Annotated in this window: 22 protein-coding genes; 11 read left to right on the top strand and 11 right to left on the bottom strand. The window is 66.3% G+C overall.

The genetic code is table 11. The annotated features are described in order from the left end of the window. Positions 1 to 47: 47 nt before the first annotated feature. Positions 48 to 896: a type IV toxin-antitoxin system AbiEi family antitoxin gene (locus tag AC1U2B_RS20485; protein WP_480218332.1), complete on the bottom strand. Its 849-nt coding sequence runs from the start codon at positions 894 to 896 to the stop codon at positions 48 to 50. A 153-nt stretch (positions 897 to 1,049) separates the two neighbouring features. Between AC1U2B_RS20485 and AC1U2B_RS20480 the strand changes: the two genes are divergently transcribed. Continuing rightward, positions 1,050 to 2,027, top strand: coding sequence for an AurF N-oxygenase family protein (locus AC1U2B_RS20480; RefSeq protein WP_480218232.1), 978 nt, complete (start codon positions 1,050 to 1,052; stop codon positions 2,025 to 2,027). Continuing rightward, complete coding sequence (locus AC1U2B_RS20475; RefSeq protein WP_480218231.1) at positions 2,027 to 3,457, top strand: FAD-dependent oxidoreductase; 1,431 nt, start codon at positions 2,027 to 2,029, stop codon at positions 3,455 to 3,457. The genes AC1U2B_RS20480 and AC1U2B_RS20475 overlap by 1 nt, the downstream gene beginning before the upstream one ends. On the opposite strand, the gene AC1U2B_RS20470 is transcribed toward AC1U2B_RS20475, so the two are convergent. Continuing rightward, the gene (locus AC1U2B_RS20470; protein ID WP_480218230.1) at positions 3,433 to 4,167 is read right to left on the bottom strand and encodes a TetR/AcrR family transcriptional regulator; all 735 of its coding nucleotides are present in this window, start codon (positions 4,165 to 4,167) and stop codon (positions 3,433 to 3,435) included. The two genes, AC1U2B_RS20475 and AC1U2B_RS20470, sit on opposite strands and share 25 nt — an antisense overlap. An 82-nt stretch (positions 4,168 to 4,249) precedes the next feature. On the opposite strand from AC1U2B_RS20470, the gene AC1U2B_RS20465 reads away from it, so the two are divergent. Continuing rightward, a complete protein-coding gene (locus AC1U2B_RS20465; RefSeq protein ID WP_480218229.1) occupies positions 4,250 to 4,828 on the top strand; it encodes a carboxymuconolactone decarboxylase family protein in 579 nt (192 codons plus the stop codon). A gap of 98 nt (positions 4,829 to 4,926) precedes the next feature. Further along, a complete protein-coding gene (locus tag AC1U2B_RS20460) occupies positions 4,927 to 5,718 on the top strand; it encodes a phosphatidylethanolamine N-methyltransferase family domain-containing protein (protein ID WP_043397631.1) in 792 nt (263 codons plus the stop codon). 4 nt (positions 5,719 to 5,722) lie between these two features. On the opposite strand, the gene AC1U2B_RS20455 is transcribed toward AC1U2B_RS20460, so the two are convergent. Continuing rightward, complete coding sequence (locus AC1U2B_RS20455) at positions 5,723 to 6,628, bottom strand: sigma-70 family RNA polymerase sigma factor (RefSeq protein ID WP_480218228.1); 906 nt, start codon at positions 6,626 to 6,628, stop codon at positions 5,723 to 5,725. 83 nt (positions 6,629 to 6,711) lie between these two features. On the opposite strand from AC1U2B_RS20455, the gene AC1U2B_RS20450 reads away from it, so the two are divergent. The 4 genes from AC1U2B_RS20450 to nagA all read left to right on the top strand — a co-directional run bounded on the left by AC1U2B_RS20450 (position 6,712) and on the right by nagA (position 12,020). Next, positions 6,712 to 8,406 (top strand): APC family permease, encoded by a 1,695-nt coding sequence (locus tag AC1U2B_RS20450; protein WP_480218227.1) that lies wholly within the window; start codon positions 6,712 to 6,714, stop codon positions 8,404 to 8,406. Positions 8,407 to 8,500: 94 nt separating this feature from the next. Then, a complete protein-coding gene (locus AC1U2B_RS20445; RefSeq protein WP_480218226.1) occupies positions 8,501 to 9,499 on the top strand; it encodes an SMP-30/gluconolactonase/LRE family protein in 999 nt (332 codons plus the stop codon). A 96-nt stretch (positions 9,500 to 9,595) separates the two neighbouring features. Then, positions 9,596 to 10,843 carry a D-alanyl-D-alanine carboxypeptidase family protein gene (locus tag AC1U2B_RS20440; protein WP_480218225.1) on the top strand — a complete coding sequence of 416 codons (1,248 nt, stop codon included), beginning with the start codon at positions 9,596 to 9,598 and terminating at the stop codon, positions 10,841 to 10,843. 13 nt (positions 10,844 to 10,856) lie between these two features. Continuing rightward, entirely contained in the window at positions 10,857 to 12,020 is a 1,164-nt protein-coding gene (gene nagA, locus AC1U2B_RS20435) for an N-acetylglucosamine-6-phosphate deacetylase (protein ID WP_480218224.1), read from the top strand. 36 nt (positions 12,021 to 12,056) lie between these two features. On the opposite strand, the gene AC1U2B_RS20430 is transcribed toward nagA, so the two are convergent. Next, positions 12,057 to 12,491 (bottom strand): nitroreductase family deazaflavin-dependent oxidoreductase, encoded by a 435-nt coding sequence (locus tag AC1U2B_RS20430; RefSeq protein ID WP_480218223.1) that lies wholly within the window; start codon positions 12,489 to 12,491, stop codon positions 12,057 to 12,059. A 129-nt stretch (positions 12,492 to 12,620) separates the two neighbouring features. Here AC1U2B_RS20430 and AC1U2B_RS20425 point away from each other — a divergent pair, with 129 nt between their 5' ends. After that, the gene (locus tag AC1U2B_RS20425) at positions 12,621 to 13,115 is read left to right on the top strand and encodes a MarR family winged helix-turn-helix transcriptional regulator (protein ID WP_480218222.1); all 495 of its coding nucleotides are present in this window, start codon (positions 12,621 to 12,623) and stop codon (positions 13,113 to 13,115) included. Between the two features lie 57 nt (positions 13,116 to 13,172). Here AC1U2B_RS20425 and AC1U2B_RS20420 read toward each other — a convergent pair whose 3' ends face one another. Genes AC1U2B_RS20420 through AC1U2B_RS20395 form a run of 6 tightly spaced genes read right to left on the bottom strand, consistent with a single transcriptional unit; the run spans position 13,173 to position 19,597 of the window. Then, a complete protein-coding gene (locus tag AC1U2B_RS20420) occupies positions 13,173 to 14,738 on the bottom strand; it encodes a radical SAM protein (protein WP_043986681.1) in 1,566 nt (521 codons plus the stop codon). Continuing rightward, complete coding sequence (locus tag AC1U2B_RS20415; protein WP_480218221.1) at positions 14,735 to 15,205, bottom strand: hypothetical protein; 471 nt, start codon at positions 15,203 to 15,205, stop codon at positions 14,735 to 14,737. Before AC1U2B_RS20415 ends, AC1U2B_RS20420 begins: the two co-directional genes overlap by 4 nt. Beyond that, positions 15,186 to 15,986 (bottom strand): prolipoprotein diacylglyceryl transferase, encoded by an 801-nt coding sequence (locus tag AC1U2B_RS20410; RefSeq protein WP_480218220.1) that lies wholly within the window; start codon positions 15,984 to 15,986, stop codon positions 15,186 to 15,188. Before AC1U2B_RS20410 ends, AC1U2B_RS20415 begins: the two co-directional genes overlap by 20 nt. Before the next feature lie 25 nt (positions 15,987 to 16,011). Beyond that, positions 16,012 to 17,118: an NDMA-dependent alcohol dehydrogenase gene (locus tag AC1U2B_RS20405; RefSeq protein ID WP_480218219.1), complete on the bottom strand. Its 1,107-nt coding sequence runs from the start codon at positions 17,116 to 17,118 to the stop codon at positions 16,012 to 16,014. Positions 17,119 to 17,131: 13 nt separating this feature from the next. Beyond that, on the bottom strand, positions 17,132 to 18,079 hold the full coding sequence (locus tag AC1U2B_RS20400; protein WP_480218218.1) for an alpha/beta hydrolase: 948 nt from the start codon (positions 18,077 to 18,079) through the stop codon (positions 17,132 to 17,134). Positions 18,080 to 18,091: 12 nt separating this feature from the next. After that, positions 18,092 to 19,597, bottom strand: a complete 1,506-nt coding sequence (locus AC1U2B_RS20395) for a flavin-containing monooxygenase (RefSeq protein ID WP_480218217.1) — start codon at positions 19,595 to 19,597, stop codon at positions 18,092 to 18,094. Between the two features lie 124 nt (positions 19,598 to 19,721). Here AC1U2B_RS20395 and AC1U2B_RS20390 point away from each other — a divergent pair, with 124 nt between their 5' ends. After that, positions 19,722 to 20,981: a PucR family transcriptional regulator gene (locus AC1U2B_RS20390; protein WP_480218216.1), complete on the top strand. Its 1,260-nt coding sequence runs from the start codon at positions 19,722 to 19,724 to the stop codon at positions 20,979 to 20,981. A 66-nt stretch (positions 20,982 to 21,047) separates the two neighbouring features. On the opposite strand, the gene AC1U2B_RS20385 is transcribed toward AC1U2B_RS20390, so the two are convergent. After that, the gene (locus AC1U2B_RS20385; RefSeq protein ID WP_480218215.1) at positions 21,048 to 22,193 is read right to left on the bottom strand and encodes an acyl-CoA dehydrogenase family protein; all 1,146 of its coding nucleotides are present in this window, start codon (positions 22,191 to 22,193) and stop codon (positions 21,048 to 21,050) included. 107 nt (positions 22,194 to 22,300) lie between these two features. Between AC1U2B_RS20385 and AC1U2B_RS20380 the strand changes: the two genes are divergently transcribed. Then, a complete protein-coding gene (locus tag AC1U2B_RS20380) occupies positions 22,301 to 23,011 on the top strand; it encodes a TetR/AcrR family transcriptional regulator (protein WP_480218214.1) in 711 nt (236 codons plus the stop codon). The last annotated feature ends 1 nt before the right edge of the window (position 23,012 follow it).

Below are 23,012 nucleotides of genomic sequence, written 5' to 3'. Positions count from 1 at the left end.
CTTGTGTTCGAGATTCATTGAAATTCTCGAACACAAGCCAACTTTCGTTAGTAGGGTCCACCTGCGGCGCGGAGGGCGTCGCGAGTGCGGGCAATGATGGTGCTTTGGCGCGAACGAAGTAAGTCAGCGCCGACGCGAACCATGCGCCAACCGAGATCCCGATACTCCACGTCTTGGTCGATGTCTTTTGTGCGCCGGCGCGGGTCCTGCCAGTGCTGGATGCCGTCGTACTGCACGCCGACTTTCCACTCCGGCCAGCCCATGTCGATGCGGCCCACCAAGTATCGGCCATCGAACACCTCGATCTGGGTATGCGACGGCCGCATGCCGTTCTCGGTGAACAACAGTCGTAGTCGGGTCTCCTGCGGCGACTCCCCGCCATAGTCGGCGAGGTCAAGCACCTGCTCCAGCTGCCTCAGTCCTCGAACTCCGGGATGGCGATCGGCGAGTGATTGCACTTCCGGGATCTTCAACTCGGTGGCCTGGAGCAAGGCGTCCACCCGGACTACGGCGACCGTCTGCCCTTTTCGTCGCCCAAGGTCGAATGCCGTTCTTGCCGGCGTCGTGACGTTGATGCCCCGCACCTGACATATCTCGTCGTCGGGGAGCTTGTCACTGCGGATGAGAATGCCAGTTGGCCGCGTCCTGCTCGCCTGGTTGAGCTCTGCGGGTTGCCTCGCATCGATCCAAAGTGAGCCGTGCAGGGCGGCGGCCGACAACCCGACAGCAGTTGCCCTGCGCTCGGACCACAGCCAGGCCGCGACCGCCTTGTCGACGGGTGTGAGCTCCTGACCACGGGCAACGTAGACATTGCGATGAATCGCGTCGTATCGAGTTCTGAGTTGGTATCGATTGACCCTGCCCGCGGCCAGTGCCTCAGTACCCAAAAACGGCATGTGGATAAGACGCGTGCGCCACCTGCCCGGTTCCACCTTCATCGAGTGTTGGCCTGTGTGCGACTAATGCGCGAAATGTCGCACACAACCCAACACTCGGCGCAGGAAATTTCGGGTATTTACTGGGACCGCCGTTCCCGGTAAATTGGTGGCATGACTCAGGCAATGAAGCCCGACTACCAGAACCTGCTCGATGTGTTGTCCGAAGGCTCGGTGCGACGCCGCTTCGACCCGTACCTCGACATCGCGTGGGACGCCCCCGACATGCAGATCGACCTGCAGGATCCGCGGTGGGTGCTGTCCACCACCATCGACCCACTGGGCGCGACCGAGTGGTACCAGAGCCAGCCCCTCGCCCGGCAGATCGAGATCGGCCGCTGGCGGACGCTCAACACCGTCAAGGTGGGTGCGGCGTTCGAGAGCATCCTGATCCGCGGGCTGATGGCGTTCATCATGAAGCTGCCGAACAACTCCCCCGAGTTCCGCTACGCGCTGCACGAGATGACCGAAGAGTGCAACCACATCCAGATGTTCCAGGAGCTGGTCAACCGCTCCGGGACCGATGTGCCGGGCATGCGGAAGCTGTTCTTCCGGCTGTCGCCGTACATCGGATTGGTGGGCCAGTACTCGCCGACGGCGTTCATGGCAGGCATCCTCGCCGGCGAAGAGCCCATCGACCACTTCCAGAAGGGCATGATCCGAGACGGCGCGAACCTGCCGCCGGCCGTGCTGCGGACGATGCAGATCCACATCGCCGAGGAGGCCCGCCACATCTCGTGGGCCAACGAGTTCCTCAAGACCCACATGCCGAAACGGTCGTGGCGGTTCAGGGCCTTCGCCACCGTCGCGTTCCCGCTGACGCTGCGCTGGTTGGCGCACGAGATCATGGCGTCGCCGAAGTCGTTCGGCAAGCAGTTCGATATCCCCGAAGAGGTCATGCGGCAAGCATTCTGGCGCAGCCCGCAGTCGCGGAAGATCATGGCGAGCTTCTTCGACGAGACCCGTGCGCTCGCCGAGGAGATCGGCCTGATGAACCGCGTCGGACGCTGGATGTGGAAGCGCTGCGGCATCGCCGGTGAGACGGCCCGCTACCGCAGTGCCCCCAACCGCCAGGCGCAGTTGATCGCCTGATGCCCCACGTCATCACGCAGTCCTGCTGCAGCGACGCGTCCTGCGTCTACGCCTGTCCGGTCAACTGCATTCACCCCACGCCCGACGAGCCCGACTTCCACACCGCCGAGATGCTCTACATCGATCCGGTGGAGTGCGTCGACTGCGGTGCGTGCGTGACGGCCTGCCCGGTCGACGCCATCAAGCACGACGGTTCTCTGGACCCGTCCGAGAAGGTCTTTCTGGAGCTCAACGCCGACTTCTACAAGGAACCCCGGCCCCGTCCGCTGCTGGCCCCGGTCGTGCCGCCGCTGCAAGTCCGAGCGCCGGGCAAGCTGCGGGTGGCCATCGTCGGGTCAGGCCCGGCCGCGATGTATGCGGCCGACGAAGTGCTGACGATCCCGGCAGCGCGCGTCCGGATGTACGAGCGACTCCCCCAACCTGGTGGCCTCGCCCGCTTCGGGGTGGCTCCCGATCACCGGCGTACCCGGGCAGTGTCCCGGCAGTTCGACGCCATCACCGCCGACCCGCGGCTGGAGCTGGTGACGGGCGTCGAGGTCGGCACCGACGTCACCCATCAGCAGCTGCTCGCCGACCATGACGCCGTCATCTACGCGGTCGGCGCAGCCACGGACCGCCCGCTCGACGTACCCGGCGCCGACCTGCCGGGCGTCAGCTCGGCCACCCGATTCGTGGCTTGGTACAACGGCCATCCCGACTTCGCCGACGCCACCTTCGATCTGTCGCAGCCCCGCGCCGTCGTGATCGGCAACGGCAACGTCGCACTCGACGTCGCCCGGATACTCACCATCGATCCCGACCGCCTGGCCGCCACCGACATCGCGCCCCAGGCGTTGAAAGCCTTGCAGCAGAGCAAGATCGACGAGGTCGTGGTCGTCGGGCGGCGGGGCCTCGCGCAGTCGGCGTTCACGGTGCCGGAGCTGGTCGGCCTGACGTCCATGCCCGACGTCGACGTCGTCGTCGCCGATGCGGACCTGCAGGCGCTGCCCGACACCGATCCGCGCGCCCGCATCCTGCGCGACCTGCCGCGACGCCCCGGCAACCGCCGCATCGTGTTGGCGTACCTGCAGTCGCCCACCGCCATTGCGCGCACCGCGGCCGGACTGGAAATCGAATTCGCCCGCAACGAGCTGGTGGCGGCGGCCGATGGCACCACGAAGGTCAAACCCACCGGGGAGCTGCACACCGTCAGCGCCGGACTCGTGCTGACGTCCATCGGATACCGCGGTCGGCCGGTCACGGACCTGCCGTTCGATGACGCGCGCGGCACCGTCCCGCACACCGCGGGCCGGGTCGACGGAGTCGCAGCGACGTACGTGACCGGCTGGATCAAACGCGGCCCGACGGGGTTCATCGGCACCAACAAGTCGTGCGCGCAGGAAACTGTGCGCAGCCTGGTCGCTGACTACAACTCGGGGTTGCTTGCCTGACGGTTCGCCAGCGCGGCGACGACCGCGACCAGCGGTTCGTCCCGGCTGACCTCGAACCCGATGGCCCGGGCGGCGCCGTCGATGACGTACCACGTGAAGTCGGCCAGGTGCGCAATCATCTGTTCGCGAGTGTGGGTCGGCGCCGGGCTGCGCACCCAGGCGAACAGCGTCTCCTCGACCATCGTCACAATCGCCAGCGGGACCAGTTTGAACGCGCTGTCCTCGACGCCGATGGCCAACTGGATAGCGGCGATGATGCCGTCCGCGCGCTCGATGATGCGCAGCTTCAACTCACCGACGGCGTCGAGCGTCTCATCCCCTTCGAACGACGGACCGCTGCGGGCGAACTCGTTCAGCCGCGGATGGTCGATCATCCAGTCCGCCACCGACTCGATGGTCCGGGTCAGGATCTCCCGGAGCGAACCGTCGGTGATGTCGAGCTTGCCGACCAGGACGGAGCCGAAGTCGTCGATCAGGTACGACCGCACCCGACGCTCGAGCTCCTCCTTGCCGGAGGTCTGCCGGTAGATCACCGACTTGGCGACGCCGGCGCGCTTGGCGATGGCCGCGACGGAAATGTCGACGCCGGGTGGGCTCTCCTCGAGCAGCTCGATCATCGCGAGCAGGATTTGGGACCGCCGTTCGGCGTTGTGCTGTTCCCACCGCGCCTCGTAGCCACTCACCGACGCAGGGTTCGGGGCCACAGACATGTGTGCCACGGTAGTCGCTGACCCTCCGCGTGACGCCCGCCACACCCCGTCACACATCGCCGCCCTGTCTCGTCCAACCGATATGACGACAACACCACGCATCGCGCCCCTGCCCCCACAACGAGCCGGCCTGCTGACCCGGCTCATGTACCGCTACGCCAAGCGTGAGTTCGGCGAAGTGCCCGAACCGTTCGCCGTCGCGGCGCACCACCCGCGACTGCTGGTCGCCAACGCCGTGCACGAAGGCCTACTGAAGAGCGGTTCGAAGACGCTGCCCGAGTCGGTGCGCGACCTCGCCGTGCTCTGGACCGCACGGACGGTGGGCTGCTCCTGGTGCGTCGACTTCGGCACCATGCTGATGCGTCTGGAGAGCCTGGACGTGGAGAGGCTCAAGCACATAGACAGTTATGCGACTTCCCCTTTGTTCACCGACGACGAGCGGGCCGCGATCGCCTACGCCAACGCCATGACCACCGATCCGCACACCGTGACCGACGAACAGGTCGACGACCTCAAGCGCCGGTTCGGAGAGGCCGGCGTCATCGAGCTGACCTACCAGATCGGCGTGGAGAACATGCGAGCCCGGATGTATGCGGCGTTGGGCATCACCGAGCAGGGCTTCAGCTCCGGCGACGCGTGCCGGGTGCCGTGGGCCGACTGAGCCCGGGGCGCTGGCTTCCCGACGCAGCAAGGTGGTAGAACACGTTACAGAAATAGCGTCCCGAGTCGCTGAAACCACCTGCTCAACGAGGAGCGCCCATGCACTGGTACACCGGCAACACGTTCTACGACACGGTGCTGACCGCTGCCTTCGCGTTCGCCGCATTCGTGATCATCGGCGGTTTCTTCGCACAGAGTTCGTACGGGCGTTTCTCGACGACGAAACTCGGCTTGAACCTCAACCCGAAGCTCGGCTGGTGGCTGATGGAAATCCCCGCGACCGTGGTGTTCCTGATCAGCTACCTGGCCGGGCCGCACCGGTTCGAGCCGACCTCGCTGGTGCTGGCCGGGATCTGGCTGCTGCACTACGCCAACCGGGGTTGGTTCTTCCCGCTGGCGATCCGCCAGGCGCCCGGCAAACGCGGCACCTTCAACGTCTCGGTGATCGTGATGGGCATGCTCGTCACGTCGATGCACGGCTACCTCAACGGGACCCTGTTCAGCCACGACTTCTTCGGGCAGTACACCACCGCGTGGCTGACCGATCCTCGATTCCTGGTGGGGTTGGCGATCTACCTGTGCGGATTCGCGCTGCTGGTGAACTCCGAATCGATCGTTCGGAACCTGCGCGACAAGAACAATCCCGGCGGTGCGGAATATCGGATTCCGTTCGGCGGCGGCTTCCGGTTCGTCACCAGCCCGGCATACCTGGGCGAGCTCATCGCCTGGTCCGGCTTCGCGCTGCTTACCTGGGCGCTGCCAGGGCTCGTCATCCTGCTCATCACCGCGGGCAACCTGATCCCCCGAGCGTTGGGCACGCATACCTGGTACCAGGAGAAGTTTCCCGAGTACCCCACCGATCGCAAGGCGTTGCTCCCCTACGTGCTGTGAGCCGCTAGTTCTGCTTGAGCGGGGACGCCGTGAACTTGTCCGGGTTCGCGATGTCCCACAACGCGACGACTTTGCCGTCGCGCACACTCAGCGCGGTGACGCGCGGCAGCATCTCGGGATGCTCGCCGTCGGCCGGCAGACCCGGCGAGTAGGCGCCGAGCTCGCCGTTGATCAGCGCCAGTTGCGACGTCGAAAGCCATTGCGGTCCATAGCGTCTGGCCAAGCCGAACAGGAACCGAGCCACCTTGTCCGCGCCGACGATCGTGCGGGGGGCCGTGGGTGCCCGGCGGTTGGAGTCGCCGGTGAACGTCGCGTCGGGGTGCAGCAGTTCGACGACGGCGGCCATGTCACCACTGGCGAGGGCGGCCATCAGCTTGCCGACGATCTCGTTGTGGCCGGCATCCGGCGGCGGTGCCGGAGCCGCGGCGACCGCGCGGCGGGCTCGCGACGCGAGTTGCCGCGCACCCGCGTCGGTCACGCCGAGAACCGAGGCGATCTCGGAGAACGGCACCGCGAAGCCGTCGTGCAGCACGAAGGCCACCCGCTGATCGGGCGTCAACCGCTCCAGCACCACCATCGCGGCGAAGCGGGCGTCCTCCCCTGCAACCACGGCGGCCAGCGGATCGGCGACGTCGAAACCGGTCACGACCGGCTCCGGCAGCCACTCACCGAAATACGCTTCGCGGCGGTGCGCGGCAGACCGTAGCCGGTCCAGGCCGAGGCGGCTGACGACTGTCGTCAGCCAGGCGCGGGGTTCGGCGATGGTCTCGATATCTGCTGCGTGCCAGCGCAACCAGGCGTCTTGCACGATGTCCTCGGCGTCGGCGTACACGCCGGTCAGCCGATAGGCGACGGACAGCAGGTGCGGGCGCAGCCGCTCGAACTCGTCGGTGTCCTGCGCGGTAGTCACCCCACCAACCTACGACTCGTCGCTTCGAGGCGGCGAACCGTAGCATCTTCTGGTCAATCGTCAGGAGTGAGCGGGGAGCGTAGATGACGGCAACTGCACCGGGCATCGTCGTCGAGGACAAAGGCCTCAAACGGGGTGCCCTCGGTCTGGTGTCCAGCGTGGTGGTGGGACTGGCGTCCACGGCGCCGGCGTACAGCCTGGCCGCGACGCTCGGCCTGGTTATCGCGGCCGGCGGCACACTGCTGGCGGGCGTCAAAGCGCCTGCGATCATGCTCATTTCGTTCGTGCCGATGTATCTCATCGCCGTCGCCTACCAGGAGCTGAACAAGGCCGAGCCCGACTGCGGCACCACGTTCACCTGGGCGGCAAGGGCTTTCGGCCCGGTGGTCGGCTGGCTGGGCGGTTGGGGCATCATCGCCTCCGACGTCATCGTGATGGCCAATCTGGCGCAGATCGCCGGGTCGTACTCGTTCACCTTCGTCGGCGACCTGGGGTGGCATTCGGCCGCGGGTCTGGCGAACAGCACCCTGTGGTCGACAGTGGCGGGCGTCATCTGGATCGTGCTCATGACGTACATCTGCTACCGCGGCATCGAGGTGTCGGCCCGGTTGCAGTACGTGTTGTTGACCGTCGAGGTCGTCGTGCTGATCGTGGTGTCGGTGGTAGCGCTGGCGAAGGTGTACACGCACCATGGGCATGCCTACTCGATCATGCCGTCGTGGTCCTGGTTCTGGCCTGGCGGAATGGATTTCGGCACGGTGATCGCCCCGGCGGTGCTGGCCACGATCTTCATCTACTGGGGCTGGGACACCGCGGTGGCGTGCAACGAGGAGTCCGACGATCCGGGCCGTACGCCGGGCCGCGCCGCCGTCATCTCGACGTTCCTGCTGCTGGCCACCTATGCGTTGGTGACGGTCTCGACCATCGCGTTCGCGGGCGTGGGCACCGAAGGCATCGGGCTGGGCAACCAGGAGAACGCCAAGGACGTGTTCACCGCCATCGGGCCATCGTTGTTCGGCGACAGCGTGATCGGGAAGATCGGCATGCTGCTGTTGTCGGCCTCGATCCTGACCTCCGCGGCCGCCTCGACGCAGACCACCATCATGCCGACGGCGCGCACCACCCTGTCGATGGGTGTATACCGTGCGCTGCCACAGAGTTTCGCGAAGATTCACCGCCAGTATCTGACGCCGACCACCTCGACCATCGTGATGGGCGTGGTGTCGGTGCTGTGCTACGTACTGTTCACCGCGATCAGCACCGATCTGCTGACGGCACTGATCGGTTCGGTCGGCCTGATGATCGCGTTCTACTACGCCCTGACCGGGTTCGCCTGCGCCTGGTTCTACCGAAAGACCTTGACCCGCAACATTCGCGACTTCGTGATGCGTGGCCTGTTGCCACTGGTCGGTGGCATCACGCTGTCTGTGGTGTTCGTCTACGGCCTGATCCAGTACAGCAAGCCGGACTGGCTCAAGGACGAAAACCACCACGACGTCACCATTTTCGGTTTCGGTGCGGTGGGTGTGGTCGGTGTCGTCGGACTGTTGCTCGGTGTGGTGCTGATGTTCGCCTGGCGCGTCGCACGCCCGGAGTACTTCCGCGGACTGACGCTGCCGCGGCGTCACGACCTGGTACTGGATACCCCCGCGGTGGCCCATTTCGGACTGCCGGACTCCGGTGACATGCCGACGGTCATCGCGCCCGACCTGTCGAACCTGCCGCCTGGCGAGACCGCGGTGGACACGGCGACCGGCGAGGAATTCCGCCGCGGCTGACACGATTGTCGGCAAGCAGACGCGAAAACCCCCAATCCAGCGGGACATTGGGGGTTTTCACGTCTGCTCGCGCAGGGAAAGTTACCGTCTACCTGTGTCGCACAAGCCGTCCATCGATCCGGTGCGCTGGACCCCGCCACCGGTCGACGCCCTGCCCGATTTCCCGTCCGCGGAACTCACCATCGTGCCGATGCCCGGCGACGCCCCGGAGGACGTCGTCGTCGGCCCCGACGGCACGCTGTGGACGGGCCTCGTGGACGGACGGATCGTGCGAATCTCCCCCGACGGCAACATCGATGTCGTGGCCGATACCGGCGGCCGACCGCTGGGGCTGCACGTCGCCCGCGACGGGCGGGTGCTGGTCTGCGACAGCTATCGCGGGCTGATGTCCCTGGACCCCGGCACCGGCGCTCTCGACGTGCTGGTGCCCGATATCGACGGCCGGCCGCTGCGGTTCTGCTCGAACGTGGCCGAAACCGCTGACGGCACAATCTATTTCACGGAGTCGACCAGCTCCTTCCACTACGAGCATTTCCGCGCGGCGATTCTCGAGGCCCGTGGCGACGGCGGCCTGTACAAACTGGCGACCGACGGCACGGTCAGCACGCTGCGCGACGGCTTGTACTTCGCCAACGGCGTCACCGTCACCGCGGACGGCACCGCGCTGGTGTTCGCCGAGACCCAGGGTCGCCGGCTGTCGAAGTACTGGTTGTCGGGACCGCAGGCCGGGACCATCACCCCACTGGCGGTCAACCTGCCCGGCATGCCCGACAACATCTCGACGGGCGCCGACGGCCGGATCTGGGTCGCGTTCGTCACCCCGATCAATGCCGCCGCGGAGTGGCTGGCCCCGCGGCCGACGATCCTGCGCCAGCTGGTGTGGCGGTTGCCGGAGGCGCTGCAACCCCAGATGCCGTTGGAGGTGTGGGCTGTCGCCTTCGACCCCGACAGCGGCGCCGCGGTCGCGGGCGTGCGCGGCCGGCACCGCCAGTTCGGACAGGTCACCGGACTGGTCGAACACGACGGGCGGCTGTGGATGAGTTCCATCGGCGTCCCGGCACTGGCCCACTGCGCGCTCCCGGAGCGCGTGTAGCCGCCGGTTACCTAATTCACATTTGTAACTTCAACCCCATTTGTCACAGCGCGGCAACACCGTTTCCAGGGCTCCGTCGCCTAATCTGGCGACACCATGGCGACCACCCGATCCACGGCACAACGCGCTGCAGCCCTGGCAGCAGCGTTTTTCCTGGCGACCGCGCCGGCGCTGGCCTATGCCGAACCCGACCCGCCGGCAGCTGATCCATGCCCGTACCGGGTTAACACGCCACCCGCGGTCGACCAGTCCGAGGTGCCCAAGGCCGGCGACCCGCCGGCGCCCGTCCCCGTGCCGGCCACGCCGCTCGGTGGGGAGCTGCTGGGCGGCTGCGGCATCATCGCCGCACCCGACATGCCGCCGCTGCCCGGCGACGTCTCGGCGGACGCCTGGATCGTCGCCGACCTCGACAACGGCGACATCATCGCCGCCAAGGACCCGCACGGCCGGCACCGCCCGGCCAGCATCATCAAGGTGCTGATCGCGACCCAGGCCCTACGTGAACTGCCCATCAACAAGCGCGTCACCGGCACCCCGGAGGACGCCGGCGCCGAGGGCACCCGCGTCGGCGTCGACGACGGTGGCATCTACACCGTCAACGACCTGCTGCACGGCCTACTCATGCACTCGGGCAACGACGCGGCGCACGCGCTGGCGATGCAGGTCGGCGGCATGGACACCGCGATCGACAAGATCAACGATCTGGCCTCCAAGCTCGGCGGCCGCGATACCAGGGCAGCCACCCCGTCAGGCCTCGACGGTCCGGGCATGAGCACCTCGGCCTACGACATGGGCTTGTTCTACCGCTACGCCTGGCAGAATCCGACGTTCGCCTCGATCGTGGCGACGCAGAAGTACGAGTTCCCGGGGCATCCGGCCAAGCCCGGCGAACCCGGTGACCACCCCAGCTACGAGCTGGAGAACGACAACAAGCTGCTCTACAACTACCCGGGAGCGCTCGGCGGCAAGACCGGCTACACCGACGATGCCGGGCAGACGTTCGTCGGCGCCGCCGACCGCGGCGGACGCCGTCTGGTCGCGATCCTGCTGCACGGCACCCGGGTGCCGATCGCGCCGTGGGAGCAGGCCGCACGGCTACTTGACTACGGATTCGCCACGCCGCCCGGCACCAAGGTCGGCACCTTGATCGAGCCGGACCCGTCGCTCACCCAGCGCAAGCCCGACGCCAAGCATCCCGCGGCGGCTCAGGCATTCGACGGCCTGCCACCAATGGACGCGGTGCCGATCCGCGTCGGCGTCGGCGTCGTGGGGGCCGCGGTGGTGCTGTCGCTGATGATGGCCGCCCGTTCGATCAATCGGCGCCCGCAGCACTCCAACCGGTAGAGAATGACCGGCGATGACGCTCATCTCGGCCGGCACCGTTGTTTTGGGAGGCTCAGCGCTCGACGCTGTGTCCCGGCCCGGGTGGCTGGAGATCAGCGGCGACCGAATTCTGGCGTGCGGTAGCGGCACCGCACCGCGCAGCGTCGATGTCGACTTTCCCGAAGGCGTTGTGGTGCCGGGCTTCGTGGACATGCATGTGCACGGCGGCGGCGGGTTTTCCTACAGCACCGACGATCCCGACGAGGTAGCGCGGGCCGCCGAATTTCACCGCGCCCACGGGACCACCACAACCCTGGCCAGCTTGGTCACCGCGGCTCCGGAAGTACTGCTGGCGCAGGTTCAGACCTTGGCCGACGCGGTACGTGCCGACATCGTCGCCGGGATCCATCTGGAAGGTCCGTGGCTGAGTTCCGCTCGCTGCGGCGCACACGACATGACGCAATTGCGCGACCCCGACCCCGCCGAGATCGACAGCTTGCTCGCCGCGGCCGATGGGGCCATCCGGATGGTGACGATCGCTCCGGAACTGCCGGGTGCCGACGTCGCGATCGAACGATTCGTCGACGCAGGAGTCATTGTGGCCGTGGGCCATACCGACGCCAGCTACGAGGAGACCAAGCGGGCACTGCAACTGGGCGCCACCGTCGGCACGCATGTGTTCAACGGCATGCGCCCGCTGCACCACCGCGATCCGGGCCCAGCACTGGCGCTGCTGGAGGATGCCCGGGTGACGGTGGAACTCATCGCCGACGGGGTGCATCTGCACCCGGCGCTGGTGCATCAGGTCGCGATCACCGCGGGCTCCGAGCGTGTCGCGCTCATCACCGACGCGATGGCGGCCGCCGGTATGCCCGACGGGTCATACCGACTGGGCGGACTCGACGTCGAGGTCAGCGGCTCGGTGGCACGGCTGTGCGAGCGGGCCACCATCGCGGGCAGCACCGCGACCATGGACGCCCTGTTCCGCACAGCGGCAACAGGTTTGGAGTCCGCCTCGGATTCTGCGTATCGGCACGCAGTGGCGATGACGGCGACGACCCCGGCGCGCACGCTGGGTTTCAGCGACGTCGGCGTGCTGGCGCCCGGCTCGTCCGCCGATCTCGTGGTGCTGGATTCGCAATTGCGGGTTCGCGCGGTCGCGAGCCGCGGGGTATGGCGGTCTGCCGGTAGTAGCTAGGCATGTATTGCCAAGCCCTGCTTCATCTGTCGGCGATCAGATGCGCTGCAGCTCGAACAGCGGAATCGCTCGGGTCGTCTTCGCCTGGTACTCGGCATAAGTAGGTTCCACGGCGGCAACTGTTGGGAAAGTTGCGTCGCGCTCGGCGGTCGGCAGTTCCCGGGCGACGACGTCGTGGGAATCCGTGCCTGCCTCGACGCGCGCTTGCGGGTTGGCCCGCAGGTTGTGCACCCAGGCCGGGTCGATGTCAGCGCCGGCCAGGGAACCGACGACGAGGAGCTTGCCGTCGATCCGCACCGGGGTCAGCACGACTGTCCGGGGCTGACCGGTCTTGGCGCCTTTCGTGGTGAGCAAGATCAGGTCAGCGCCCTCGAACGGGCCGCCCACCTTGCCACCGTTGGCGCGGAACTCGTCGATGACGGAGTTGTTGAACGCCTTGATCGTTTCCTTGTCGGGAAGCTCGTCAGCCATGTAGTCACCGTCGTACTGCGCATCCGACACTGTTGATAAACCTCCATAATCAAGTTACTTTGTGACGAAGGTATATTCGGGGCAGGGCGGTGTCAACGCCACAACAACAGAGGTGGGTGAGCGATAGCCATGGACGATCCGACCACCACGGGCGTCGCCGAACAACGCGCTCGCCTGATGGAAGAACTCAGGATCTACGGCTCGAACTACAACCAGTTCAGCCGCTTGTTCGGGCGCTGGCTCGGGTTGTACTCCACAGACTCGGAGGCATTGCTGGAGATCGTGTACGGCGAGGAGAGCGGCGAGCCGCTCTCACCCGCGCGCCTGGCGAGCCGAATCGGCCTGTCATCGGGCGCCACAGCGTCGCTGCTCAACCGACTCGAAGCAGCAGGACACATCGTGCGCAGTCGGGAAAGCACCGACCGGCGGGTCGTCACGCTGCGTAGCAGCCCCCAGGTGCACTCTCACGCAGAGGAGTTCTTCGCAACGCTGGCACAGCAATTCGACAGGACGATGTCGCGCTATCCGCCTGAACTGCTCAAGAGTTTCGAGTCCTTGGTGATCGATCTGCACACCACCATGGGTGCCCATCTGGCCGAGCGCAACGACGAACCTCAAAGCTGAAGACCCGCAGCGCACTCGGCGTCGTTGCGGCGCTGTTCGGTGGACGCCAAGCGCCCCTCATACCACCGTGAGCGGCAGCGCCCGGCCCAAGTCGCGACCCGCTGCGATGGACATCCGTTGTCTCCCAAGGGCAGGCCACGCCTGCACGGCGCAGAACGGCGCGCACTGGTCCTGGCTGGAGCGGGTTCCGACGTGCACGCAGCACTGCACCAGACGCTCTTCGATCATGGTCGAGATGTCCATGAACGGCTTGACGGTGATTCGAACCACCCTCTCCCCCAACAGCTTCCGCACCCGGTTCTTCCCGCCGGGCAGCGCCGACGAGGCGAGGGCGAGCAGGGTCGGCATGCCCAGATCGCAGTTCTGGCAGATGGTTCGCCAGACATCACCGATTCCGGGGTGCGACAGCGACGACTGCTCGGACAACAGGCCCAGTAGCGATTCCCGTACCGCCAGCTGCAGTTCGTGCGGCAGCTCGCTGTCGGCAATCCTGTTGGACACCAAACCGAGTCGGTCCTTGAGGACATCGTGGCCGATCAGCGAGACCAGCGACCGCCATTGCCCGGAATCGTCCCGGAGCACGTAGCCGACCGAGCAGCAGTGCGGGTGCGAGCAGGGCAGCGCGGTGAGGTCACGCCAGGTCACCAGGCCATCGGTCTGCGGGCCGAGCCGGCTCAGCACGCCGGTGTGGGTCAGCCGATCGAGCGCGTCCAGGCTCCCCGAGCGCCCCGAGCCGAACTGCGGCTGGATGGTGATGCCGCCGACATACGGGGTATCGAGCGCCAGCTGGACCATGTCGCCGATCTCGTTGTCGTTGACGCCCAACGCTGCGGCCATCACCAACGTCGTGAAGATCTGATGTTCCGAAAGCCGCTGCAACACCTGCTTTTTCAGCCTCCGGAGATCACCTCCGCGATGGTGCCGGTGGGCCGTCTCGGACAGCCCGTCGTACTGCAGATACACCTCGACCCGCTGCCGATGTGAGCTGATCAGCTCCAGCAGGCTGTCGTCGGTGGCGATCCGAACCCCGTTGGTGTTGATCAGAATTCGCGTGATGGGCCGGCTGGTCAGTTCGTCGAGCAACTCGGCCAGGTCGGGATGCAGGGTGGGTTCTCCGCCCGAGAGCATCAGCACATCCAACCGCCCGTTCTCCCGGGCCAGCCGTTGGTCGATGTTCGCGAGCACCTCGGCCACCGGAACCACATTGCGCAGATCGGGAGACGAATCGGTGAAGCAGGTGGGGCACCGCAGATTGCAGGCCTCGGCGATGTCTTCGAGCAGAATGCAGGTGTGCTGGGTCTGCATCTCCGGTAACCCCCGCAGATACGCGGAAGGGATCGGATCGAAATTGCCTGCCACATCAGGGGTGTGCGACTTGGTCGGTGCGGTCCACTCCTCCAGATACGACAGAATCTCGGGGCTCTCGTCGTACAGCGTGCTCACCAGTCCATGCGTCGGGCAGCCTCGCTCCAGCCACACTCGTTCGTCGCGCTCGACCAGCCGGCCGGCCAGGCGCGCGACGTCGGCCAGCGGCCGTTCCGGCACCTCGTGGTGGCAACGCGGACAGTACGCCGTCACGTAGCGCAGTATCCGGTCACCGCGCAGCCCCATCCCCGACGTCATGTGTACATCGTGGGGTTCAGGCCGGTGCAGAAGCCGACAGTCAGGATCGAGGTGAGCGCCCAGCCGATCATCAAGCCGAGACCGAGCCCTTTGGGCACCGGGCTGCCCGACTTCCACAGCGCAAACCCAGCACCGAAGGTGACCAGAGCCAGCAGCGCGGCGCCCAACCCGACCGTCATCTTCCCCTGGTCCGAAAGCATCACCGTGACGATCCCGATACCGAAGTTCAGCACCGGAAACATGAAAACCCCGCCGATCGCGGCGCCGACCGACACCGCGTTGGGCTTCGGCGGCGGATAGCCGTACTGCGGATACGGCGGCGGGTATTGCGGGTACTGCGGCGGATACTGGGGGTATTGCGGCGGATACTGGGGGTATTGCGGGTACTGGGGATACTGCGGATTCTGACCGGGCGGAACGCCATCGCCGGGCTCATCGTCGGGATACTCAATTGGCGGCTGGGACACGGTTGTCCTCCCTGTCTGCAGACGAAATCCGGTAGTAGCCACGGCGATAGCCACGCCATACCCGAAAACCCAAGAGCGCCAAGGACGGCAGCAAGACCCATTGGGGCCGGGTGAGATCCAGCCACACCGTCTCGTTGGCACGCACGAACTCCACGAAGAATCGGAACACCGCGTAGGCCGCCACGTAGATGACGAACAACTCGCCGGGATGGGTGATGCGGGGCCGCAGCCACATGAGCACGGCGAAAGCCGCCAACTGGAACACGATTTCGTACGCAAACGACGGATGCATGGCCAGCCCGGCCAGGCAGCCCGGACATTCGGGGGTGCTCGCCGGGGCGTGCACACCCCACGGCAGCGTCGTCGGGCGTCCGGGCGCCTCGGTCAGCAGGCAGCCGATTCTGCCGATCGCCATCCCCAAGGCGACCGCCGGCGCGAACAGGTCGCCGGTCTTGCCGCGATACCCGCCGAGGCGTTTGGCGATCAGCACACCCACGTAGGCGCCGAGCAGCCCGCCGAGGATGCTCTTGGAGCCGTACTCCCAGGCCTGCTCGACAGTGGGGTTGGCGGTGAAATCGAGGTGGCGCGTCAGGCCCGACAGGCGCATCCCGATCGCCCCGCCGACGAGGGCGCCGGTGACGGCCACCAGCGACTGTTCGTTCACCGCGCCGCGGCGGCGCGCCTCGTGGACGAACACGAGCACGGCGGCCAGCACGCCCAGCCCCACGAACAAACCGTGTACCGGCACCTGCACCGGTCCGATCTGCCATTGCGGGATCACAATGGCAACCTACCTGCAGGAATGGTCAGTGCACGATGATCCCGCGAATGTTCTTGCCTTCTCGGAGGTCCTGGTAGCCCTGGTTGACCTCTTCGAGGGTGTACTTCGTGGTCACCAGGTCGTCGAGCTGGAGCTGGCCGTCGTTGTAGAGCCGGAGCAGCCGGATGATGTCGTACTGCGGGTTGGCCGAGCCGAACAACGAGCCGCGAATGGTCTTCTCGAACAGGGTCAGTTCCAGGCCCGAGACATGAATCGTCAGCTTCTCGGGGTTGGCCATACCGATGACGACGACCGTCCCGCCCTTGCCGATGGCGTGGAATGCGGATGTGACGACGTCCTCGTCGACTGTTCCGACGCAGATGATGGCCTGGTCGGCGCCCTGTCCCCAGGACAGTTCGTTGATCTTCTCGGCCGCGGCCTCGGCGCTCGCAAACACATGTGTCGCACCGAATTTCAGCGCGGTATCGCGTTTGAACGCCACCGGGTCCACTGCCACGATGTATTTCGCGCCGGCGTGCGCGGCACCCTGGACGGCGTTGATGCCGATGCCGCCGATGCCGTACACGACGGTGATGTCGCCCGGCCGCACGTTGCCCGCATAAGTGGCACCGCCCCATCCGGTCGGGACGCCGCAGCCCACCAGGACCGCGGTCTCCAGCGGCAGCCAGTCGTCGACCTTGACCACCGAGTGCTGCGAGATGGTGGCCTTCTTGGCGAACGTGCCCAGCATGCACATGGCGCCGAAATCCGTACCGCCGTGGTGGAATCGGAACGAGCCGTCGGGCATGGAGCCCTCGAGAATGGTGGCGCCCATGTCACAGAGGGCCTGCCGACCGGTCGAGCAGTACCGGCAATGGCCACAGCTCGGAATGAAGCTACACACGACGTGGTCGCCGGGCTTGACCTTGGTGACGCCGGGGCCGACGTCCTCGATGATGCCGGCGCCCTCGTGCCCACCGACGATGGGATAGCGGGGTGGCAGATCACCGTCGGACAGGTGCAGATCGGAGTGGCACAGCCCCGCGGCGGTGTAGTTGATCAACACCTCGCCCGGCCCCGGTCCGTCGAGCTCGAGTTCCATGATCTCGAAGGGCTTGCCCGGCTCCAGCAGTACGGCTGCAGTGGTCTTCATGGGGGAATTCCTTTCAGGCTGAGTGGGTTTCGAGCGGGTGGCCGTGCTGATGTCCCTGCACTGGCGTCAGATCGCGCTGGAGGAAGTCGAGCTGATCGGCCAAAGCCCGCTGTTGCCACGGACCGTCGTAGAAGTCGAGATGGTCTGCGGGGTACTCGCGCAGCTGCGCCCAGTAGCCGGCGCGACGAGCCGCCTTTCGGGCCGCTGCCGCCGGCGCGATGCGGTCGTCGGTGCCGGGCTGTACCAGGATGGGGCACGTCAACTTCCCGGCTTTCGTGATCGGGCGGTTGAACGCGACGCCGAGCGCGTGCCGCCCGCGGACCTCGTTGCGCCACGTCGCCCCGGCCAGAGGGAGCCAGGCTTCTGCGGAACCCGACGTCGCGATCACCGCGTGCGATCCGGGCTTCCCCACCACCGGCACCATGTGCGATGGTCGCCCGAGTGCGCTGCCGACCATGTCCCGCACGGCATTCGTGCTGGCGCGCACCAGATAGCCGGCGCCGCAGGTGCGGACCAGGTGGGCCAGCGTGGCCAGGCCGTCGACCGCGGGATTCATCGAGATGACGGCCGCGATGCGCTGGTCCCGGGCGGCCACGGCGATGACGTGACCGCCGGCGTAGGAGGTGCCCCACAGCACGATCCGATCCGGGTCCACGCCGGGCAGATGCCGCGCCGCAGCGATGGCGGCGTGATAGTCCTGCCGCTGCCGGCCGATCGAAACATCCTGCCGCGGAACGCCTTCGGACTCGCCAAAGCCCCGATAGTCGAAGACCAGGACGTCGAGGCCCGCGGCGGCGAAGGGCTCGGCGAAGCTGAGCAGCGCGGTGTCCTTGGTGCCGCTGAAGCCGTGCGCCATCACCACACACGGCCGGCCGGACTCACCTGCCAGCGCATCGGTGGCAGCGGGCAGATGCCAAGCGGCGCACCGTACTTCGTGGCTGTAGAAGTAGAGCTGTTTCATGACGCTATTTCCCTACGAGGCGTACGCGACGGTCTTGACCGACGAGAACCGCAGGCCGGGGTCGTCGACGGGGCCATTGCGCAGCCGCTCGGCATCCATCTCGTACGCGTGCTTGAACAACCACGAACCGCTGTCCCCGCCCCGGGGGAACTGCGCAATGCCACGCTGGACATAGCCCGACGACAGGTCCATCAGCAGGCCGCGCTCCATGTCAGGGTTTTCCGGCACCGGGACGACGACGTCGTATCCGCCCGCGTCCATGTGGTCCAGCAAGCGGCAGAAGTGCTCGCACACCAGATCGACCTTCAGGGTCCAGGCGATGTTGGTGTAACCCAACGCGAATGCCATGTTCGGCACGTCGGAGACCATCATGGCCTTGTACACCGTGTGATCCGGCAGGTTGAGCACCCGATCGTCGACGCTCAACGCGATCTTGCCGAACGCCGACATATTCAAACCCGTTGCGGTGACGATGATGTCGGCCTCCAGCTCCTGGCCGGACTTCAGCAGGATGCCGCGCTTGGTGAACCGCTCGATCTGGTCGGTGACCACCGACGCCTTTCCGGACTTGACCGCTTTGAACAGGTCGCCGTCGGGCACCATGGCCAGGCGCTGCTCCCACGGGTTGTAACGCGGTGTGAAGTGCGTGTCGACGTCGAAGCCCTTGGGCAGCTGTCGGGCGACGTTGGCGATCAACAGCTTTCGCATCACCGTCGGGTACTTCTGGCACAGCTTGAACAGCCCGCGAGCCGTCGCGATGTTCTTGCGCCGCACGATCGGGAAGGCGCGCTCATGGCCCAGCACCTTGTTCAGCGCGTTGGTGATCGGATCGGCTGCCGGTACCGACAGCACGTAGCTCGGGGAACGCTGCAGCATGGTGATGTGACCGGCCTTGTCCGCCATCGACGGGATCAGGGTGACCGCCGTTGCGCCACTGCCGATCACGACGACCTTCTTGCCGGCGTAGTCCAGGTCCTCCGGCCACAGCTGCGGGTGGATCAGCGCGCCCTCGAAATCTTCCTTCCCCGGAAAGTCCGGGATGAACGGCTTCTCGTAGTCGTAGTACCCGGTGCCCAGGAAGAGAAAGCGGCCAGTGAACGTCGTCGTCTCACCGCCGTGCGTGGTGGTGACGGTCCACCGCCCGGTGTCCGTATCGAAGTTCGCGTTCTGCACCCGGTGGCCGAACCGGATGTGCTCGTCGAGCCCGTTCTCGTCGACGGCCTGTTGCAGATAGTCCAGGATGATGTGGCCGTCGGCGATCGACTTCCGGTGCGTCCATGGCTTGAAGCCGAACCCGAAGGTGGGCATGTCGGAATCCGACCGGATGCCGGGGTACTTGTGCAGGCTCCAGGTCCCGCCGATGGCGTCCCTCCCCTCAAGGATCAGGAACGACGTGCCCGGGCGGTTCGCCTTCAGGTGGTACGCCGCACCGATGCCGGAGATGCCGGCGCCGATGATCAATACGTCGACATCCCGCGTCGCTGACCGCTGCGCTGAGGTAGCTGAGGTAATTGACACTGTGTGGCTCCTGACGAGTGGACGGCTTTTGTGATGGCTCTCACGCTATGGACGCCGCCGGACACGTGACAGGTGCGACGGCCCAGTACTCGCCTTGCGATATGTGCGGGCGCATACTTCGTTGATGGCCGCCGAGACACCATCGCCCGAGGTCATCAACCTGATGGGCGACGTCGCTGAACTGATGCTGACCGAGCTCGATGAGCTGGTCGCCGAGATGGACGCCGCCGAGGTCGAGCTCTCCCCCGCCGCGGGCTCCGACGCGGCGGTGCTGGCCGATACCTCGGCGAGCAACCGGGCCAATGCCGCGCGAGTGCTGTCGATGCTGGCCCGCCGGGAAGCCAAGGCGGCACCCATCGACGTCCCACCCGAAGCGCTCGACGTCGCCCGGACGGTGGCCCGGCGCGGGATGGACCTCGACGTGATCTTCCAGTCCTACCGGCGCGGACAGAACGTGGCGTGGCGCCGCTACATGGCGCATGCGACCCGGCTGGTGCCTGTCGGTCCGCTGCTGCTGGAACTGCTGGAGGCGTCGTCACAACGGTTGTTCGAATACGTCGATCACGTGGTCGGCACTGTGATCGCCGCGGCCCAGCACGAGCGCGAGGAGGTGCTCGGCGGGGCGATCGCCCGCCGGGCCGAGACGATCCGGCTCATCCTGGACGGGGCCGCCATCGACGCGACCCGGGCCGGCGAACGCCTGAGCTACGACCTGCGCCAGCGCCACACCGCGCTGGTGCTGTGGACGCCGCCGCACGGTGATGTGCAGGGCGCACTCGAATCCGCCGCGGCGGTGCTGGCGCGGGCCGCAGGCACCCGCCCTGCGTTGACGCTGTCGGTTGGTCCGTCGACGTTGTGGGCGTGGCTGGGCAGCAGCGCCGAACCGGCTCTCGACGCACTACCGGAGGCAATCGAGCAGGCACAGAACCACATTCGCGTCGCCGTGGGTCCGACGCGGCCGGGCATCACCGGCTTTCGGCGCTCACACGAGGCGGCGCTGTCGATCCAGAGTCTGCTCGCCGGGCATCCCGGCGGCGCCCGGGTCGCTCTCTTCCGCGACCTCGAGGTCACCGCACTGGCGGCCCAAAATACCGACCGTGCAGCCGAATTCGTCGCCGCGACGCTGGGACCCCTGGCCGAGGACACGTCGGCGGCGGCCCGCCTGCGCGAAACCCTGCGGGTGTTCCTCGATGAGGCCGAGAACGCGCCCCGTGCCGCCACCCGGCTGCACACGCATCGCAATACCGTCCTGCAGCGGGTGGCCCGGGCCACCGAGCTGCTGGGGTACCAGCCGGGCGAACGCCGGCTGGCGATGGAACTGGCGCTGGAACTGGCGCACCAACTCGGACCCCGCGTGCTGACCGCGGGCTCACCCGGAGCATGACGGTCACATCGCCGTGAGCCCGGATATCCTGCCCGGCCAATTGACGGACCAGCAGCCGCCAACGGATCACAGTGTCCGCGCGATGATCTCCTTCATGATCTCGTTGGTACCCGCGTAGATCTTCTGCACCCGGGCGTCGACCCACATGCGCGAAATCGGGTACTCGGTCATGTAGCCGTACCCGCCGAACAGCTGCAGGCACTCGTCAGCCACCGCGACGCCACGGTCGCTGATCCACCACTTGGCCATGGCCACCGTCTGAATGTCCAACTCGCCCTTCAGGTGTCGACTGATGCAGCTGTCGACGAACACGCGCGCGATATGCGCCTCGGTGGCCACCTCGGCGAGTTTGAACTTGGTGTTCTGGAACGCGAAGATCGGCTTGCCGAATGCCTCGCGTTCCTTGGTGTACGCGACGGTCTGCTCGACCGCCGATTCCATGCCGGCCACACCGGTGACGGCGATGATCAGCCGTTCCTGCGGCAACTGCTGCATCAGCTGGATGAACCCCTGACCCTCTTCGCTGCCGAGCAGATTGGTGACCGGCACCCGCACGTCTTCGAAGAACAGCTCGGAGGTGTCCTGCCCCTTCTGACCGATCTTGCTCAGCGCCCGGCCGCGGCGGAAACCGGCCCGATCCGCCTCGACCAACACCAGCGAAATGCCCGACGCCGCCGCGGAGGTATCGGTCTTGACCACGACGATGATCAGATCGGCCTGCTGGCCATTGGTGATGAATGTCTTTGCGCCGTTGATCACGTACTCGTCACCGTCCCGCACAGCGCGAGCCTTGACGTTCTGCAAATCCGATCCGGTGCCGGGTTCGGTCATCGCAATGGCGCCGACCACCTCGCCGGAGGCCATCTTCGGCAGCCAGTGCTTCTTCTGCTCCTCGCTGCCGTAGGCCAGCAGGTAGTGAGCAACGATGCCGCTGTGCAAACTGCCGCCCCAGGAGGAGTCACCAACGCGCGCTTGCTCTTCCATGAGCACCGCTTCATGGGCGAAGGTGCCGCCCCCGCCGCCGTACTCCTCGGGAATCGACATGCACAGCAGACCCAGATCGCCTGCGATGTTCCACAGTTCGCGATCGACCTGGTGTTGTTCGGCGAACCGTTCAGCATTGGGCTGCAGTTCTTTCTCGCAGAAGTTGCGAGCGAGATCGCGCAGCGCGTCGAGGTCGTCATCGAGCCAGCTGGACCGGTAGTTGGACATTGTGCTCCCGAGAAAAGTCTGTGGGTACATGCTGTACCCAACGTTTGGGTACAGCATGTACCCAAACGCTGACCATGACAAGGCCCGGCGACCGATACGCTGCTCGCGTGGCATCTGCGGACGGCAAAACGGACAGTTTGCACGCCCGGCGCACCGCGCGTCGGGGCGACAGTGGTGAGCAACGTCGACGCGAGATCATCACGGCTGCCATCGGAGCCATCGAGGAATGCGGTCCGACAGCCAGTACCGGGGATTTCGCCGCTCGCGCCGGTCTCAATCGCACCCACATCTATCGCCACTTCGCCAGCAAAGAGGAACTCGATCGCGAGATAACCCTCGCCTTGTACCGGGAACACAAGGCGCGAATCCGGGCTGGAATCCGCGAGCACGCCACGCCGCTCGAAGCGATCCGTGGACCGATCGTGCACCACGTCTCCTGGGCCCACGAGCACCCGAATCTGTTCCGATTCCTCGTCGCCCGGCGGTATGCCCGCACCATCAGTCCGGCCGGCGGCGATCAGAGTGGTTTCGCCTTCGAGATCGCCGCAGCCGGCCAGAATTACGTGCCCGCGTTCTACGAACAGCGTGACGCCGCAGACGGTTTCATCGTGTCAGTGCACGGTCTGATCGACGCGTCCATCCAATGGTGGCTTGACCATCCGCACGAGACACGAGATGAACTCATTGACCGACTCGTGACGCAGACCTGGCTGTTGTTACGGCAACGGCTCGATGAGGCCGGCGTCGAACTCGCCCCGGCCATCTCGGCCGAGCCGGACCGGCGGGCGCGCAATCCGAAGTCGTCGATGTCTGGATAGG

The sequence above is a fragment of the Mycolicibacterium sp. P4_G11 genome, from assembly GCF_056555145.1.
This window is presented reverse-complemented; position numbering and strand designations above follow the sequence as displayed.